This is a genomic window from Acidovorax sp. FG27 (assembly GCF_040365715.1).
Taxonomy (GTDB): Bacteria; Pseudomonadota; Gammaproteobacteria; order Burkholderiales; family Burkholderiaceae_C; genus Paracidovorax.
The window spans coordinates 1-15,877 of sequence record NZ_BAABVY010000005.1; the positions used below are offsets into that span (position 1 = coordinate 1).

The 15,877-nt window shown below is 71.2% G+C and carries 12 protein-coding genes and 1 pseudogene; 5 read left to right on the forward strand and 8 right to left on the reverse strand.

Going from position 1 to position 15,877, the window contains the following annotated elements; translation table 11 throughout:
* Positions 1-184: pseudogene (locus tag ABWV53_RS03730) on the forward strand (glutathione peroxidase); the annotation flags it as partial.
* A 21-nt stretch (positions 185-205) separates the two neighbouring features.
* On the opposite strand, the gene ABWV53_RS03735 reads toward ABWV53_RS03730, so the two are convergent.
* From ABWV53_RS03735 to ABWV53_RS03755, 5 genes are all read right to left on the reverse strand, one after another.
* Positions 206-1,108 carry a ProQ/FINO family protein gene (locus ABWV53_RS03735; RefSeq protein WP_353363102.1) on the reverse strand — a complete coding sequence of 301 codons (903 nt, stop codon included), beginning with the start codon at positions 1,106-1,108 and terminating at the stop codon, positions 206-208.
* Positions 1,109-1,249: 141 nt separating this feature from the next.
* Positions 1,250-2,515 carry a glycolate oxidase subunit GlcF gene (gene glcF / locus ABWV53_RS03740; RefSeq protein ID WP_353363104.1) on the reverse strand — a complete coding sequence of 422 codons (1,266 nt, stop codon included), beginning with the start codon at positions 2,513-2,515 and terminating at the stop codon, positions 1,250-1,252.
* A 41-nt stretch (positions 2,516-2,556) separates the two neighbouring features.
* Entirely contained in the window at positions 2,557-3,384 is an 828-nt protein-coding gene (locus ABWV53_RS03745; protein WP_353363106.1) for a YoaK family protein, read from the reverse strand.
* 4 nt (positions 3,385-3,388) lie between these two features.
* Positions 3,389-4,531 carry a glycolate oxidase subunit GlcE gene (glcE, locus tag ABWV53_RS03750; protein WP_353363108.1) on the reverse strand — a complete coding sequence of 381 codons (1,143 nt, stop codon included), beginning with the start codon at positions 4,529-4,531 and terminating at the stop codon, positions 3,389-3,391.
* Between the two features lie 120 nt (positions 4,532-4,651).
* Entirely contained in the window at positions 4,652-5,602 is a 951-nt protein-coding gene (locus ABWV53_RS03755) for an SMP-30/gluconolactonase/LRE family protein (protein WP_353363110.1), read from the reverse strand.
* 207 nt (positions 5,603-5,809) lie between these two features.
* Here ABWV53_RS03755 and ABWV53_RS03760 point away from each other — a divergent pair, with 207 nt between their 5' ends.
* From ABWV53_RS03760 to ABWV53_RS03770, 3 genes are read left to right on the forward strand one after another with little or no spacing between them, the layout of a single operon-like run.
* Positions 5,810-8,029: an ATP-binding protein gene (locus ABWV53_RS03760; RefSeq protein WP_353363112.1), complete on the forward strand. Its 2,220-nt coding sequence runs from the start codon at positions 5,810-5,812 to the stop codon at positions 8,027-8,029.
* Positions 8,022-8,480, forward strand: a complete 459-nt coding sequence (locus ABWV53_RS03765; RefSeq protein WP_353363114.1) for a response regulator — start codon at positions 8,022-8,024, stop codon at positions 8,478-8,480. Before ABWV53_RS03760 ends, ABWV53_RS03765 begins: the two co-directional genes overlap by 8 nt.
* Positions 8,473-11,097 carry a response regulator gene (locus tag ABWV53_RS03770; protein WP_353363116.1) on the forward strand — a complete coding sequence of 875 codons (2,625 nt, stop codon included), beginning with the start codon at positions 8,473-8,475 and terminating at the stop codon, positions 11,095-11,097. Before ABWV53_RS03765 ends, ABWV53_RS03770 begins: the two co-directional genes overlap by 8 nt.
* Positions 11,098-11,424: 327 nt before the next feature.
* On the opposite strand, the gene ABWV53_RS03775 is transcribed toward ABWV53_RS03770, so the two are convergent.
* The 3 genes from ABWV53_RS03775 to ABWV53_RS03785 are packed head-to-tail and all read right to left on the reverse strand — an operon-like array spanning position 11,425 to position 14,016.
* The gene (locus tag ABWV53_RS03775; RefSeq protein WP_353363118.1) at positions 11,425-12,849 is read right to left on the reverse strand and encodes an ammonium transporter; all 1,425 of its coding nucleotides are present in this window, start codon (positions 12,847-12,849) and stop codon (positions 11,425-11,427) included.
* 45 nt (positions 12,850-12,894) lie between these two features.
* Positions 12,895-13,233: a P-II family nitrogen regulator gene (gene glnK / locus ABWV53_RS03780; protein WP_056664993.1), complete on the reverse strand. Its 339-nt coding sequence runs from the start codon at positions 13,231-13,233 to the stop codon at positions 12,895-12,897.
* Positions 13,234-13,287: 54 nt separating this feature from the next.
* Positions 13,288-14,016, reverse strand: coding sequence for a TorF family putative porin (locus ABWV53_RS03785; protein ID WP_353363121.1), 729 nt, complete (start codon positions 14,014-14,016; stop codon positions 13,288-13,290).
* Between the two features lie 216 nt (positions 14,017-14,232).
* Between ABWV53_RS03785 and ABWV53_RS03790 the strand changes: the two genes are divergently transcribed.
* Complete coding sequence (locus ABWV53_RS03790) at positions 14,233-15,804, forward strand: YifB family Mg chelatase-like AAA ATPase (protein WP_353363123.1); 1,572 nt, start codon at positions 14,233-14,235, stop codon at positions 15,802-15,804.
* Positions 15,805-15,877: the final 73 nt, after the last annotated feature.

The window sequence follows — 15,877 nt, forward strand, 5'->3', positions numbered from 1 at the left end:
CGCCGAGGCGACGCCGCTCTACCGCTGGCTCACGGCCGAGGCGCCCGGCATCCTGGGCACCCAGGCCATCAAGTGGAACTTCACCAAGTTCCTCGTCGGCCGTGGCGGCCAGGTCATCCGCCGCTATGCGCCCACCGACAAGCCGGAGTCGCTGGCGCGAGACATCGAGGCCGCGCTGGGCTAGCCACGGCCACGCCGAGGCCGGTCAGGCTCCGGTCGATGGCTCGGCCTGGTCGACGGGAGCGGCTGCCGCGGCGGTAGCGCGGGCCTGATGCAACTGGCGCCCGCGCTGCAACTGCCGCTCGGCCGTGCGCGCGTCCATGCCATACATGTCGGCGAACTGCTCCACCGAACTGCAGCCGCTGGCCTCGTAGGCGCGCAGCAGGGCTTCGGCGCGGGCGTCGCGTTCGGCGACTTCGGCAAACGCTTCGTCCAGCAGGGCGTTGGCACGCTCGTCGCGGCCGCGCACCAGCGCGTCATACGCCTCGCGCGTGAGGCCCGAGGCTTCGTAGGCCTGGGCGATGCGGCGGCGCAGCTTGGCCACGAGGTCTTCGCCGTCGCGGGGCTTCTTGCGGCGGAACACTTCCAGCAGGGCGTGGTGGACGTGTTCGGGCGCCATGGCTTCCACCGGCTGGCCGCTCAGGTCATGGCGCTGGCGGCCTTCGGCCACCACCTGCAGGTAGCGGGTGGAACGGGTGTGGATGCCGAGCGCGGCCTTCAGGTCTTCCTTCTCGAAGACGCCGGGGTGGGCGTCCTGCAGGTCCTGGAAGATGCCGCGCTTGAGCGGCAGGAACTGCGCGCCGAAGAGGTGCGGATAGAAGCCGGCCAGTTGCTCCAGCGCGGGGTGCGTGCGGCGCGGGCCGCTCGGGCCCTTGGGCGGCGTGCCGGCTGCCGGGCTGTCGGCCGGCTGGCGATTCTGGCCATTGCCGCCGCCACCGCCCGATCGGCCCCGGCCGCCACGGCGGGAGCGGGGCGCGCGGGCTTCGCCGCCGGCGCCGGCCGCGCCGGCTTCGGCCGGCGTGGCGCTCTGGCCGTCCATGGCCGGTGCTTCGGCCCCAGCGGCGGGTGCGGGGTTCTGGGATTCGGGTGCGGTCGCGTTGTCGGTCATGGCGGTCAAGGGTGCGGTCGGGTCACGGCGGTGCGGCCGGGCAGCGGTGGCGGCAGGGGGCATGGGCGCCCCCGCCGCGCCTGGCTGCGCGGCGGAAAACCCGCCATCATGCCAGTTCGCCGCTGGCCGAAGCTGCCAGGCCTACACCGCGCCAGGGCGCAGTGCCTCGTCCAGCACCTCCACCCAGTGCCGCACGGGCACGTCCGTGCCGCTTTGCAGGTGGGTGATGCAGCCGATGTTGGCCGAGAGGATGGCGGTGGGTTCCTCCCCCTCGCCGAAGGCGTCGCCGAGCGCCGCCAGCTTGCGGTCGCGCAGGGGGTAGGCCAGTTCGGGCTGCAACACCGAATAGGTGCCGGCCGAGCCGCAGCACAGGTGCGATTCGGTGCGCGCCGTGCGGACCTTGAAGCCCAGCGCCGTCAGGTGCGCCTCCACGCCGCCGCGCAGCTTCTGGCCGTGCTGCAGCGTGCAGGGCGGGTGGTAGGCCAGCAGGGCGCGGCCCGGGTCGATGCGGCCCTGCAGCTTCTCGGCCAGCTCGGGCAGCAGGTCGGGCAGCAGCTCCGACAAATCGCGCGTGAGCGCGCTGATGCGGGCCGCGCGCTCGGCGTACTGCGCGTCGCTGCGCAGCAGGTGGCCGTAGTCCTTGACCATCACGCCGCAGCCGGAGGCGTTCATGACGATGCACTCCACGCCCTCCGGGCGGTCCACGTAGGGCCACCAGGCATCGATGTTGGCGCGGGCCTGGGCGAGGCCGCCGTCCTGGTCGTTCAAGTGGAACTTCACGGCGCCGCAGCAGCCGGCCTGCGGCGCGACGATGGTCTGGATGCCGGCGGCGTCGAGCACGCGGGCCGTGGCGCGGTTGATGTTGGGCAGCATGGCGGGCTGCACGCAGCCGGCCAGCATCAGCACCTTGCGGGCATGTTCGCGCACCGGCCAGGCGCCGGCCTGCTGGGGGGCGGGCACCTTGGCGCGCAAGCCCTCGGGCAACAGGCCGCGCAAGGCCTGGCCGGCCTTCATGGCGGGGGCGAAAAGGGGCGAGGGCAGGCCTTCCTTCAGCGCCCAGCGCGTGGCGCGCTCGCCCAGCGGGCGGGGCACCTGTTCGTCGACCAGCTTGCGGCCGATGTCCACCAGATGGCCGTACTGCACGCCGCTCGGGCAGGTGCTTTCGCAGTTGCGGCAGGTCAGGCACCGGTCCAGGTGCAACTGGGTCTTGCGCGTGGGGGTTTCGCCCTCCAGCACCTGCTTGATGAGGTAGATGCGGCCGCGCGGGCCGTCCAGCTCGTCGCCCAGCAGTTGGTAGGTGGGGCAGGTGGCGGTGCAGAAGCCGCAGTGCACGCACTTGCGCAGGATGGCCTCGGCCTCCTGCCCTTCGGGCGTGCCCTGGTAGTGGGGGGCGAGGTTGGTTTGCATCGTGATTTTGTAGGGAATCGTGGGAATCGGGGGCGGCCGGGTCAGCGCGGCGGCCCGTCGCCGCTGGCTGCGGGGGGCGCGCCACGGCGCGGGCGCAGGTGGCCCCACCAGCCGAAGGTCCAGTCGCGCAGGGCGCGGTTGTGACGCAGGTCGTCCAGATAGGCCGGCAGCGACAGCCACAGCAGCAGCGCGGCCAGCGGCAGCACGCAGACGAAGCCCACGTACTTGAAGCCGGCGGCGCCGGCCACGCCGCCCAGCACGAAGGCCGCGATGAGCCCGCCGAAGAGCCGCACCCGGTCCAGGTTGGGCCGCACGCGGGTGGCCTCGGTGCGAAAGCGGTTCCAGTAGAGCGCCTTGCCCAGCTCGATGCCCAGATCGGTGAAGTTGCCGGTCATGTGCGTGGTGCGGATCTTGCCGCCCGACACCTTGGACGCCACGGCGTTCTGCACGCCCATGATGAAGGACAGCAGCAGCACCGTGAGCGGCACGGCGAAGGGCGTGGACCAGCTCAGCGTCAGCGCGCCCATCAGGCCGAAGGGCAGCATCAGCGCGGCCTCCAGCAGCAGCGGCAGGGCGTAGAGGTGGCGCAGCCGGTACTGCCGGCCCCAGTTGATCTGGATGGCGGCGGTGGCGGCGCCGGCCAGGAAGGCCAGGATGGCGCCCAGCGCCCCCAGCAGCACCTGCATGTCGCCGGTGACCAGCGAGTCGGCCACCTGCGAGGTGAAGCCCGTCATGTGCGATGTGTAGCGCGCCAGCACCAGAAAGCCGCCGGCATTCACCGCGCCCGCGATGAAGGCCAGCAGCAGGCCCAGCACGCGGTTGGTGGCGCGCGTGCGGTGCAGGCCGGTCAGGTGGCGCAGCAGCCGCATGGGGCTATCCGCCCAGCCCCAGGCGGCCGGGGTTGAAGAGGCCCGCCGGGTCGAACGCCTGGCGCAGCCGGGCGTGGATCTGCGCCAGCGCTGGCGACTGAGAGTCGAAATGGCCGCTGGCGCCCGTGGAATGAGCGCCATCCGCTATGAAAAGAGTAGCGCTGCCGCCCGCCTGCCGGGCGGCCTGCCGCAGCGCCGCGCCGTGTTCCAGCGGCGCCTGCACCCAGCGCAGCGCGCCATGCCATTCGATCAGCGGCGCCGCCACGCCCGCCGGCAGGGGCAGCACCGGGGCGGTGGCGGGCACCGAAAGCCGCCAGAGCGCATGGCCGGGCCGCGCGGCGCGGTCGGCGAACCAGGGCAGGGTCTGGTCGCGGCAGGCGTCCCAGTCGGCCGCCGTGGCGGCCTGCGGCATGCGCTCGCCGCCCAGGGTGCGGCAGGCGGCCTCCACCGCCGCCGTGGCGCCGCGCAGGCGCAGGTACAGCGTGCCTTCGCGGCCGGGGCCGCCCGTGCCGTCGTCCGCAGGGTCCACCCAGCAGCTGGCGTTGAGCGGCAGGGGCTGGCCGCCCCAGGCCTGCAGCCGGGCGAGCGCGTCGGCCTGGGTGCAGGCAAAGCGCAGCGTGGCTTCGGCCGGCGGCACGGGCAGCACCTTCAGGCTGACCTCGGTGATCACGCCCAGCGTGCCCCAGGCGCCCACCATCAGGCGCGAGACGTCGTAGCCGGCCACGTTCTTCATCACCTGCCCGCCGAAGCGGAGCAGCTCGGCGCGGCCGTTGACCAGCTCCAGGCCCAGCACGTAGTCGCGCACCGCGCCCACGCTGGCCCGCGCCGGCCCCGAAAGGCCGGCCGCCACCATGCCGCCGACGGTGCCGCCGTCGCCGAAGTGGGGCGGCTCGAAGGGCAGGCACTGGCCTTGCGCGGCCAGCAGCGCCTCCAGCTTGGCCAGCGGCGTGCCGGCGCGGGCGGTCACCACCAGCTCGCTGGGCTCGTAGCTCACGATGCCGGCCAGAGGCCGCAGGTCGAGCACGTCACCCTGCAGCGCGGCACCACCGTGAAAGTCCTTGGTGCCGCCGCCCCGCAAGCGCAGCGGGCGTTGGTCGGAAGCACTGGCGCGCACGCGCTCGACGATCTGGCTGAGGGCTGAATCCATCCGGCCATGGTACGGCAGCACCCCGCGCCGAGGGCGTGCGCGGCCCTTGAATTTTTTGAACGGCGCGTGTGAGCGGAAGGGCCGCCCGCCCACCCCGGGCGGCGTGTCGTGTCGCCGCCCTCAGCGGCTGCCGGGATCGAAGCAGGCGACGGGCAGGCCCGGCACCTCGACCCGGGTGGAGAAGATGCAGCCCGACCCGGGCAGCGCGGCCAGTTCCTCGGCCGGGCGGCCCTGGCGCGCGGAGGTGACGAACAGCGTGCGGCCGTCGTCGCCGCCCAGGCAGGGCATGGTGGGGCAGCGCACGGGCAGGGGCAGGTCGGCCAGCACCTCGCCGGCGGGTGACAGGCGCAGCACCCGGCCGCCTTCGTAGGCCGCGCTCCAGTAGGCGCCTTGCGCGTCCACCGTGCCGCCATCGGGCCGCCCGCCGTAGGCCGCCTGGCCTGGCTGGTCCGCGGCGCCGGGCTGCCAGCCAGCGGGCTTGGGGTCGAACGTCTTGAACACGTGCGGTTCGCCATGCGGCTCCAGCGCCGCGTCGCAGCGCCAGGTGCGGATCTCGTGCGTGGGCGTGTCGCACCAGTAGAGCGTCTCGCCGCCGGGCGACCAGGCCAGCCCGTTGGCCGTGGCCACCCCGCCCAGCATGCGGCGCACGGTGGCCGGGCCGCCGGCCCGTGCATCCACGCAATAGAGCGCCCCCACGGGCTGGCGCGGGCCTTCCTTCGGCTCGTGCATGGAGCCCACCCAGAAGCGGCCCAGCACATCGCACTTGCCGTCGTTGGCGCGCTCGGTCGCGGGGTCGAAGGGCAGTTGCGCGACCGGCTCCAGCGTGCCGCCCCATTCGCGCGCCCAGAAGATGCCGGCCCGCAGCGCCACTACCAGGCCGCCGCCCCGCACGGGCGCGATGCAGCCGGGCTCGGTGGGCATGGGCCAGTGGTCCACGCGGCCCGACGCCGGGTCCACCCGCGACACCAGGCGCCCGGCGATGTCCACCCAGTAGAGGCAGCGCTCTTCGGGGTGCCAGAACGGCGACTCTCCCAGTTGCGATGGCTCGGTGGTGACGGCGGTCCAGGACATGCGGGCAGACTCCTAGCGGGTGGCGGATTCAGTGGGCTGGGGGTGGGGTGGGCCCGTGCCTGCGGACGGGCCAGCGGCCGGGCGGCAGGGGCGCCCATCTTTGCCCACTCTACCCGATGGCGGTGGGCTCTTGCTGGCATGATCCGCCTATTGCGCGCCCATCGCGCGCCCGACAGCGCCCCCGCCGCCTCGACTCCTGCACCTGCCTTGACACCGACCCCCGACCTCACCCTCTGCGACATCGAACCCATCCGGGTGCCGGGCGCGATCCAGTCGCATGGCCGCATGCTGGTGCTCGATGGCGCCACGCTGGCCCTGCAGGCCTGGAGCGCCAACTGGACCGAGCCTGCGGCCGAAGCCCTGGCGGCGCTCGACGCGCAGGTGCTGCGCGCCACCCCGGCCGACGGGTCCGCCGTGCAGGTGGGCAGCCTGCGCCTGGGCGACCGAATGCACGACTGCTGGGCGCACCGCAACGCCACGCAGCTCATTGTGGAATGCGAGCCGCAGGCCGGCCCGCGGCGCCACGAAGCGCCCATCTACACCGTGGCGCGGGACTTCCTCCCCCGCCTGCAGGCCGCCAGGAGCGTGGAGGCCCTGGCCCAGCTGGCGGCCCGCGAACTGCAGCGCCTGACCGGCTTCGGCCGCAGCCTGGTCTATCGGTTCGACGAAGACGGCCACGGCGAGGTGCTGGGCGAGGCCCTCGAGCCTGGCTACGACAGCTACCTGGGGCTGCACTTTCCCTCCGCCGACATTCCGAAGCAGGCCCGGGCCCTGTACCTGGCCAACCGCTTCCGGCTGATTCCCGACGCCACCTATCAGCCCGTGCCGCTGCTGGCCGCGGCGGACGGCCCCGCCGTGCACGACATCGACCTGTCGCAGGCCTTCCTGCGCAGCGTCTCGCCGGTGCACCTGGAATACATGCGCAACATGGGCACGCTGGCGTCGCTGTCCGTGTCCATTGTGGTGGATGGGCGGCTCTGGGGCCTCGCGTCCTGCCACGACCATGCGCCGCGCCTGCTGGACGCGGACATGCGCGCCGCCTGCACCCACCTGGGCCAGCTGCTGTCCATGCAGGTCGAGGCCCTGCAGGCCAACGCCGAGGTGGCCGCGCGGCTGGAGCTGCGCCACTGGACGCTGCAGCTCGTGGCCCAGCTGGCCGACAGCGACGCCAGCCTGCGCCGCATCCTGCACGAGCCCGCCTTGCTCCTGCGCATGGCCCGGGCCACCGGAGCGGCGGTGGTGCTCGACGAGCAGGTCTGGACGACTGGCGAGACGCCGCCCCAGGAGGCGCTGCTGGAGCTGGCCGGCTGGATCGCCGGGCTGGGGACGGAGGTGTACGAAAGCGCGCAGCTCGGTGCCCACTACCTGCCCGCCGCCGCCTGGCAGCCAACGGCCGCGGGCGTGCTGGCCATCTCGATCTCGCAGGTGCACCGCCACGTGCTGCTGTGGTTCCGGCCCGAGGTGGTGCAGACGGTGACCTGGGCCGGCGACCCGCGCAAGCCCTCGTCGCCGCCCGACGCGGCGGGCCGCATCCACCCGCGCCGCAGCTTCGAGCGCTGGGCCGAACAGATCGGCGGGCGCTGCCTGCCATGGTCGGCGGCGGAGACGGCGGCGGTGGCCGAGCTGCGCCAGGCGCTCATCGGCATCGTGCTGCGCCGTGCCGAGGAACTGGCCGCCATGGCCAGCGAGCTGGGCCGCGCCAACAAGGAGCTGGAGGCTTTCTCGTACACCGTGTCGCACGACCTGCGTGCGCCCATGCGCCATATCGCGGGCTATGTCGACCTGGTGATGGACGCCGAGGGCGCCGCGCTCAGCGAACGGGCGCACCGCTACATGCACCACGTCAAGGACGCCGCCGCCTTCGCCGGGCAGCTGGTGGACGCGTTGCTGGACTTCTCGCGCATGGGCCGCACCGCGCTCAACCTCAAGCGGGTGGACACCGACAGCCTGGTGCAGGGGCTGGTGCGCGAGATCGCGCGCCACGAGCGCGAGCGCCAGATCGAGTGGCACGTGGAAGCCGGCCTGCCCGCGCTCACCGCCGACCCGCTGCTGCTGCAGGTGGCGGTGCGCAACCTGATCGGCAACGCCGTCAAGTACAGCCGCGACCGGTCGCCGGCCGTGGTCCACGTCCGCGCCGTGCGCAACGCCCAGGGACAGGGGCTGGAGGTGCAGGACAACGGCGTGGGCTTCCAGATGCAGTACGTCGGCAAGCTCTTCAACGTGTTCCAGCGCCTGCACCAGAGCGAGGAATTCGAGGGCACCGGCATCGGCCTGGCCAACGTCAAGCGCATCGTGGAGCGGCACGGCGGCAGCGTGTGGGCCCGGGGAGAGCCCGGCCAGGGCGCTACATTCGGTTTCGTGCTGCCCGGCTCCGGGCAAAATGCCCAGGCCATGCCCTCTCCCGCCATCCCGTCCGGCCATGCTTAAACCCATTCTTCTCGTCGAAGACGACCTGCGCGACCAGGAACTGACGCTGCTGGCGCTGGAGCGCAGCCAGCTGGCCAACGACGTGGTGGTGATGCGCGACGGCGCGGCCGCGCTTGACTACCTGCGCCGCGAGGGCGAATACGCCAGCCGCCAGGAGGGCAACCCGGCGGTGATCCTGCTCGACCTGAAACTGCCCAAGGTCAACGGCCTGGAGGTACTGGAGGCGGTGCGCAGCACGCCCGCGCTGCGCAGCGTGCCGGTGGTGATGCTGACCTCGTCGCAGGAAGAGGCCGACCTGCTGCGCAGCTACGAGCTGGGCGTCAATGCCTACGTCGTCAAGCCGGTCGAATTCAAGCAGTTCGTGTCGTCGATCGCCGACCTGGGCATGTTCTGGGCGGTACTCAACGAGCCGCCACCAGGGTCCCTGCGCGCCAGCCGCCGCCATGACTGAGCGGTCGGCGCAAGAGCGTTCCCAGCAGCCGCTGCGGGTGCTGCTGCTGGAAGATTCCGCCTTCGACGCAGAGCTGCTGCAGGAATCGCTGTCGGCCGCCTATCCGCGTGCCCGGCTGCAGGTGGTGCGCAACGGTGCGGACTACGCGGCCGCGCTGGAGCAGGGCGGCTTCGACGTGATCCTGTCCGACCACGAGCTGGGCGGCTTCAGCGGCACCGAGGCGCTGCTGATGGCGCGCGAGCGCGCACCGCAGGCCCCGTTCATCTTCGTGTCCGGCGTGATCGGCGAGGACAATGCGGTCGAGCTGCTCAAGCAGGGCGCCACCGACTACGTGAGCAAGGGCCGGCTGTCGCGCCTGCCCTCCGTGCTGGACCGGGCAATGCGCGAGGTGACAGAACGCGCCGCCCGCATCGCCGCGCAGGCCGAGCTGCGCAAGGCCAAGGAAGAGGCCGAGCGCCTGACCGAAGAGCTCGCCCAGCGCGTGCGCGAGGTGGAAGCCGGCGAAGCCCGGCTGCGCACCGCGACCGACGCGGGCGGCCTGGGCGTGTGGCAGGTGGACCTGCAGGGCAACACGCTCTACGCGTCGCCGCACTGCAAGCGGAACTTCGGGCGCGATCCCGATCTGCCCTTCACCTACCAGGAACTGCTCGACGCCGTGCATGCCGACGACCAGGCCCGCATGCGCGCGGCGGTGGCCCACACCATCGCGACGGGCGAGGACTACCGGATCGAGTACCGCATCCAGCGGCATGACGGGCAGCTCGCCTGGGTGCGCGTGGTCGGCCGGCTGGAGTCGGACGGCAGCGGCCGCCCGCTCTACATGGCCGGCATTTCGCAGGAGATCACCGACACCATGCTGTCGCGGCGGCGCGCGCAGCTGCTGGACCTGCTCGACCTCGAGGTGTTCGGCGTGGTGCCCGACCCCTCCGACATCGCCTACCGCGCCGCGGAGGCGCTGGGCCGGGTGCTCGACGTCAGCCGGGCCGGCTACGGCATGGTGGACCGCGATGCGGAGACCATCACCATCGAGCGCGACTGGAACGCGCCCGGCATCGACACGCTCGCGGGCGTACTGAGCTTTCGCGACTACGGCAGCTACATCGAAGACCTCAAGCGCGGCGAGACCGTGGTGTTCGCCGACGCGCGGCTGGACCCGCGTACCCGCGACAACGCCGACGCCCTGATCGCCATCAGCGCGCAGTCCGTCATCAACATGCCCGTGAGCGAAGAGGGCGGCCTGGTCGCGCTGCTGTATTTGAACCACGCGACCAGCCGGCAGTGGACGGCAGAGGAGATGAGCCTGATCCGCGAGGTGGCGCACCGCACGCGCCATGCGGTGGAACGCCGGCGCGCCGAACAGCGCCTGCATGCGCTGGCCAACTCGCTGGAACGCAAGGTGCAGGAGCGCACGGCCGAGCTGATGAAGTCCGAGGCGGCGCTGCGGCAGTCGCAGAAGATGGAAGCCGTGGGCCAGCTCACCGGCGGCATCGCGCACGACTTCAACAACCTGCTGGGCGCCATCTCCGGCAGTCTGGAGCTGCTGCGCCGCAAGCTGGGCGAGGAGTCGTCCGCCCTGCGGTACGTGGACATCGGCCAGACGGCCACCAAGCGGGCGGCGGCGCTCACGCACCGGCTGCTGGCCTTCTCGCGCCAGCAGACCCTGGAGCCCAAAGTCGTCAAGGTGAACCAGCTGATCGCCGGTTTCGAGGACCTGGTACGGCGCACCATCGGCCCGCAGATCACGCTCGACGTGGTGGCGGGGGCGGGTGTCTGGCCGGTGCATGCCGACCCCAGCCAGCTCGAGAACGCGCTGCTGAACCTGTGCATCAACGCCCGCGACGCCATGCCCGAGGGCGGGCAGCTGATGATCGAAACCGCCAACCGCGTGATGGGCGACGCCATGGCCCGCGACTATGAGATGCAGCCGGGCCCCTACGTGTGCATCGCGGTCAGCGACAACGGCGGCGGCATGCCGGCCGAAGTGATCGCCCGCGCCTTCGACCCCTTCTTCACCACCAAGCCCATCGGCGTGGGCACCGGGCTCGGCCTGTCCATGGTGTACGGCTTCGCCCGCCAGTCCGGTGGGCAGGCGCGCATCCATTCCACGGTGGGCTCGGGCACCACCGTCTCCATGTACCTGCCGCGCTACGTCGGCCAGGACGAGACGGTGGAGGAAGCCGGCGGCACGCAGCCCGCGCTCGACGGCGTCGGCCTGGGCGAAACCATCCTGGTGGTGGACGACGAAGCCTCCGTGCGCCTGCTGATGGTCGAGATGCTGAGCGAGATGGGCTACCGGGTGCTGGAGGCAGGAGATGGCTCCCGCGCCATCCAGGCCCTGCAGGCGGATGCGTCCGTCAAGCTGCTGGTGACCGACGTGGGCCTGCCCGGCGGCATGAACGGCCGCCAGGTGGCGGACGCCGCGCGCACCCTGCACCCCACGCTGCAGGTGCTCTTCGTCACCGGCTACGCCGAGAACGCCGTGCTCAGCCACGGCCACCTGCCCGCCGGCATGCAGGTGCTGACCAAGCCGTTCGAGCTGCACGCCTTCGGTGAGCGCGTGCAGGCGATGATGAAGCTGGCCACCATGCCCGGCGCCGCGCGCAAGCCAGCCGCCTGACGGCGCGCGCGACCTGAGCGGGGCGCTGTCGATGCGCTGACGGTCTGGTCGGCACCACCGAAGCCAAACCTGCGGGCGCCCATTCGCCCGTCTTTGCAACCACCCGCCATTCCAACCGCGCTTGGGCGCCTGTCGCTCATGCCGATCACTGGTCGCGGTCGAGGCGCGAACGGCGCTGCTCCGATCCCCAAAAAACCGAAGAGCCAAAAAAAAGCCCACCTTGCGGCGGGCTGAATGTCCAGAGGAGTAGCTTGCAAAAACTTCGGGGGTTGAAACCCGCCGCGGCCCGGTGCCACCAGACACCAGGGCCGCGGCGGCCCCGTCCCATCAACGGTGGTAGGCCGTCTCGCCGTGCGAGCTGATGTCCAGGCCTTCGCGCTCGGCTTCCTCGCTCACGCGCAGGCCCACCAGCAGGTCGGCGATCTTGTAGGCGATGAACGCCACCACGCCGGACCAGACGATGGTGAACAGCACGCTCTTGACCTGCACCCAGACCTGGGCACCCATGCTGAACGTGTCGGGCGTCAGGCCGCCCGTGCCGCCCAGGCCCTGGGATGCGAACACGCCGGTCAGGATGGCGCCCACGATGCCGCCCACGCCATGCACGCCGAACACGTCGAACGCGTCGTCGGCGCCCAGCATGCGCTTCAGGCCACCCACGCCCCAGAGGCAGACCACACCGGCGATCAGGCCCATCACGATGGCGCCCATCGGGCCGACGAAGCCGGCGGCAGGCGTGACGGCCACCAGGCCGGCGACGGCACCGGAAGCGGCGCCCAGCATGGAAGCCTTGCCCTTGGAGAGCGCTTCACCCGCGATCCACGACAGGGTGGCAGCGGCCGTGGCCAGCACGGTGTTCACGAAGGCCAGGCCCGCGTTGGCGTTGGCGGCACCGGCCGAGCCGGCGTTGAAGCCGAACCAGCCCACCCACAGCAGCGAGGCGCCCACCATGGTCAGCGTCAGCGAGTGGGGCGTGAAGGCTTCCTTGCCGAAGCCGATGCGCTTGCCCACCACATAGGCGCCGACCAGGCCGGCGATACCGGCGTTGATGTGCACCACGGTGCCGCCGGCGAAGTCCAGCGCGCCGTCGGCTGCCAGCAGGCCGCCGCCCCACACGATGTGGGCCATGGGCACGTAGCTGAAGGTGAACCACAGCGCCGAGAAGATCAGCACGGCGGCGAACTTCATGCGCTCGGCGAACGAGCCGACGATCAGCGCCACGGTGATGGCGGCGAAGGTGCCCTGGAAGGCGAAGAAAACGTACTCAGGGATGGTCGCCAGGGCGCCGAAGGTTTCCTGGGTCACGCCCTTGAGGAAGACCTTGTCGAAGCCGCCGAAGAACTTGCCCTCGCCGGAGAACGCCAGGCTGTAGCCGTAGATCGCCCAGAGCAGCGAGATCAGCGAGAAGATCACGAAGACCTGCATCAGCACCGACAGCATGTTCTTGGAGCGGCCCAGGCCGCCGTAGAACAGGGCCAGGCCCGGGATGGTCATCAGGATGACCAGCAGGGTGGAGGTCAGCATCCAGGCGGTGTCGCCGGAATCGACCTTGGGCGTGGGGGCCGCAGCGGCAGGGGCGGCGGCGTCGGGTGCGGCAGCGGCTGCTGCGGGCGCAGCGGCGGGGGCTGCAGCGGCCGGAGCGGAGGCCGTCACGGCGGCCGGTTCGGAGGCGGCAGGCGCCTGGGCCAGCACGGCGGTGCCGGCGGTCATCAGGCTCAAGCCCAGCAGGCAGGAAGCAAGCAGTTTTTTCATGGCAATACTCAGAAGGTGTATCGGGGTGGAATGCCGGGGTGCGCCTTACAGGGCTTCCTTGCCGGTCTCGCCGGTGCGGATGCGCACCACCTGTTCCAGGTGGCCCACGAAGATCTTGCCGTCGCCGATCTTGCCGGTGCGCGCGGCGCCCTCGATGGCCTCGATCACGCGCTCGACCAGGTCGTCGGAGACGGCCGCCTCGATCTTCACCTTGGGCAGGAAGTCGACCACGTACTCGGCGCCGCGGTACAGCTCCGTGTGGCCCTTCTGGCGGCCGAAGCCTTTCACCTCGGTCACGGTGATCCCTTGCACGCCGATGTCCGAGAGGGCTTCGCGCACCTCGTCGAGCTTGAAGGGTTTGATGATGGCTGTCACCATTTTCATGTTGCGTTTCCTCCGATGGGGGCGCGCGGGGCGCCCACGGTGATGGGTGGTGGGTTAAAGGGTCTTGGTCAGGGTGACGATCAGGCGTGACTTGTTGACGTCACCGAAGAAGTTCTTCTTGTTGGCGCCGACCACCGCCGCGCCCAGCGACAGGCCCGAGCCGAAGTCGTAGGCGCCGCCCACGCTGTAGTCCATGTAGTTGGGCACGCCCAGGTCCTTGATGTCGCTGGCGAAGCGGGTGAAGCCGACGGACGCCTTGAGCGTGGTCTTGGGCGCCACTTCCTGCGCGAAGGCCAGGTTCAGGTAGCCGGTGTTGCGGCCCCGGTTGCTGGATGTCTTGGCGCCAGCCCAGCCGAAGTAGTCTTTCGACACCGTGTGCGAATACTTCGCCGTCAGCGGGCCGTAGGTGGCCGCGCCGTACAGCTCGGTGGTGTTGCCGGCGGTGTTGCCGGGGTAGACATAGGTCAGCGCGCCCACGTCCAGGTCGACATCGCCGGCCTTGAACTTGTAGCCGCCGTAGAAATCCATCTCGATGGAATTGCCAGGGAGCCAGTCCACGCTGGAGTTCCAGTTGCCCAGGTAGAAGCCGCTCTCGCCGAACGTGTAGTCCAGACCGCCCTGGATAGCGGGCTTCACGGCCTTGGACTTGCTCGCGTCCTGGTCCTGGCCACGGAACTTGTAGTTCGTCGTCAGGGCGACGTTACCGGTCAGCTGGGCGCTGGCCAGCGTGGGCAGCAGGGCGGCAGCAGCAAGTGCAAATGCTGGAAGGGCAGTGCGAATCATGGAATTCCCCCGAGAGTTGATGTGAGAGCAACCGCTCAAAGCATGGACCGTGCCATCCGCTTAGCCATGAGCGCGTGCAATCGGCGTACAGTTCCCCATAGAACCACTGCGTTACAACGCATGCAAGCGGTAACGCAAGGCACCACCTTGGTGCAATAACGGGCACAACGAGCGGGTGTGACCAAGGTATGCACCTGCCTGGGGAGAGGTAAAGAGATGAGTCTTGCTTTGGTGCAAAGTCGCGCCTTGTTGGGGCTGCAGGCGCCTTCGGTGACGGTGGAGGTCCATCTGGCCAATGGCCTGCCCAGCTTCACGCTGGTGGGGCTCGCCGATGTGGAAGTGAAGGAGGCACGGGAGCGCGTGCGCTCGGCGCTGCAGAACGCGGGGCTGGAGTTCCCCGCCAACAAGAAGATCACGGTCAACCTGGCGCCGGCCGACCTGCCGAAGGACTCGGGACGGTTCGATCTGCCCATCGCTATCGGCATCCTGGCGGCCAGCGGGCAGGTCGACGCGGTGCGGCTGGCGGGCTACGAGTTCGCGGGGGAGCTGTCGCTGTCGGGCGAACTGCGCGCCGTGCGCGGCGCGCTGGCTACCAGCCTGGCACTGGGAGCGCTCGACGAGGCGCGCCCGCGCATGGTGTTGCCGCCCGGCAGCGCCGAAGAGGCCGCCCTGGTGCCCGGCACGGAGATCTACCGCGCGCGCCATCTGCTCGACGTGGTGCGGCAGTTCCTGCCCGGCGGGCCTGCGGCCAGCGCCGACGCCGACGCCGATGCGGCGCGGGACGGAGACGGCGCCGGTGACGGGTGGACCCGCATGCGCCCCGCCGCCCGGCCGGTGCGGGCGCCTTCCACCGACCTGGCCGACGTGAAGGGCCAGGCCATGGCCAAGCGCGCCCTGGAGATCGCCGCGGCGGGCGGCCACGGCCTGCTGCTGGTGGGGCCGCCCGGCTCGGGCAAGTCCATGCTGGCGCACCGCTTCGCCGATTTGCTGCCCGCGATGACCGTGCAGGAAGCGCTGGAGAGCGCCGCCATCGCCAGCCTGGCCGGGCGCTTCGAGCCCGACCGCTGGATGCGGCGCATCACCGCCCACCCGCACCACACCTGCAGCGCCATCGCGCTGGTGGGCGGCGGCTCACCCCCGAGGCCGGGCGAAATCTCCCTCGCGCACGAAGGCGTGCTCTTTCTCGACGAGTTCCCGGAGTTCGCCCGCTCCGCGCTGGAAGCCCTGCGCGAGCCGCTGGAAACCGGCCGCATCACCATCGCCCGGGCGGCGCAGCGGGCGGAGTTCCCGGCGCGCTTCCAGCTCATCGCGGCGATGAATCCCTGCCCCTGCGGCTTTCTCGGCTCGGCGCAGCGCGCCTGCCGGTGCACGCCCGACCAGGTGGCGCGCTACCAGGGCAAGCTGAGCGGTCCGTTGCTCGACCGCATCGACCTGTATGTGGAAGTGCCCGCCATGCCGGCCGAGGAACTGCTGGGCGCCCCCGCGGGCGAACCCAGCGCCGCCGTGCGCGAGCGGGTGCAAGCCGCGCGCGCACGGGCCGTGCACCGCCAGGGCAAGCCCAACCAGGCGCTGCAGGGCCGCGAGATCGACGCCCATCTGGCGCTGGAGGACGCCGCCGGCCGCTTCCTGCAGGCCGCCGCCCAGCGGCTGGGCTGGTCGGCCCGCAGCACGCACCGTGCGCTGAAGGTGGCGCGCACCATCGCCGATCTGGCGGGCGCGGAGGGCATTGGCGTGGCGCATGTGGGCGAGGCGATGCAGTACCGGCGGGTGCTGCGGATGAACGGATAGACACTTCGTCGAATTGTCAAAAGAGCCATTCCGACGCTACCGCGTGAAAATGCTTCAGAAGATCATGGGAGGG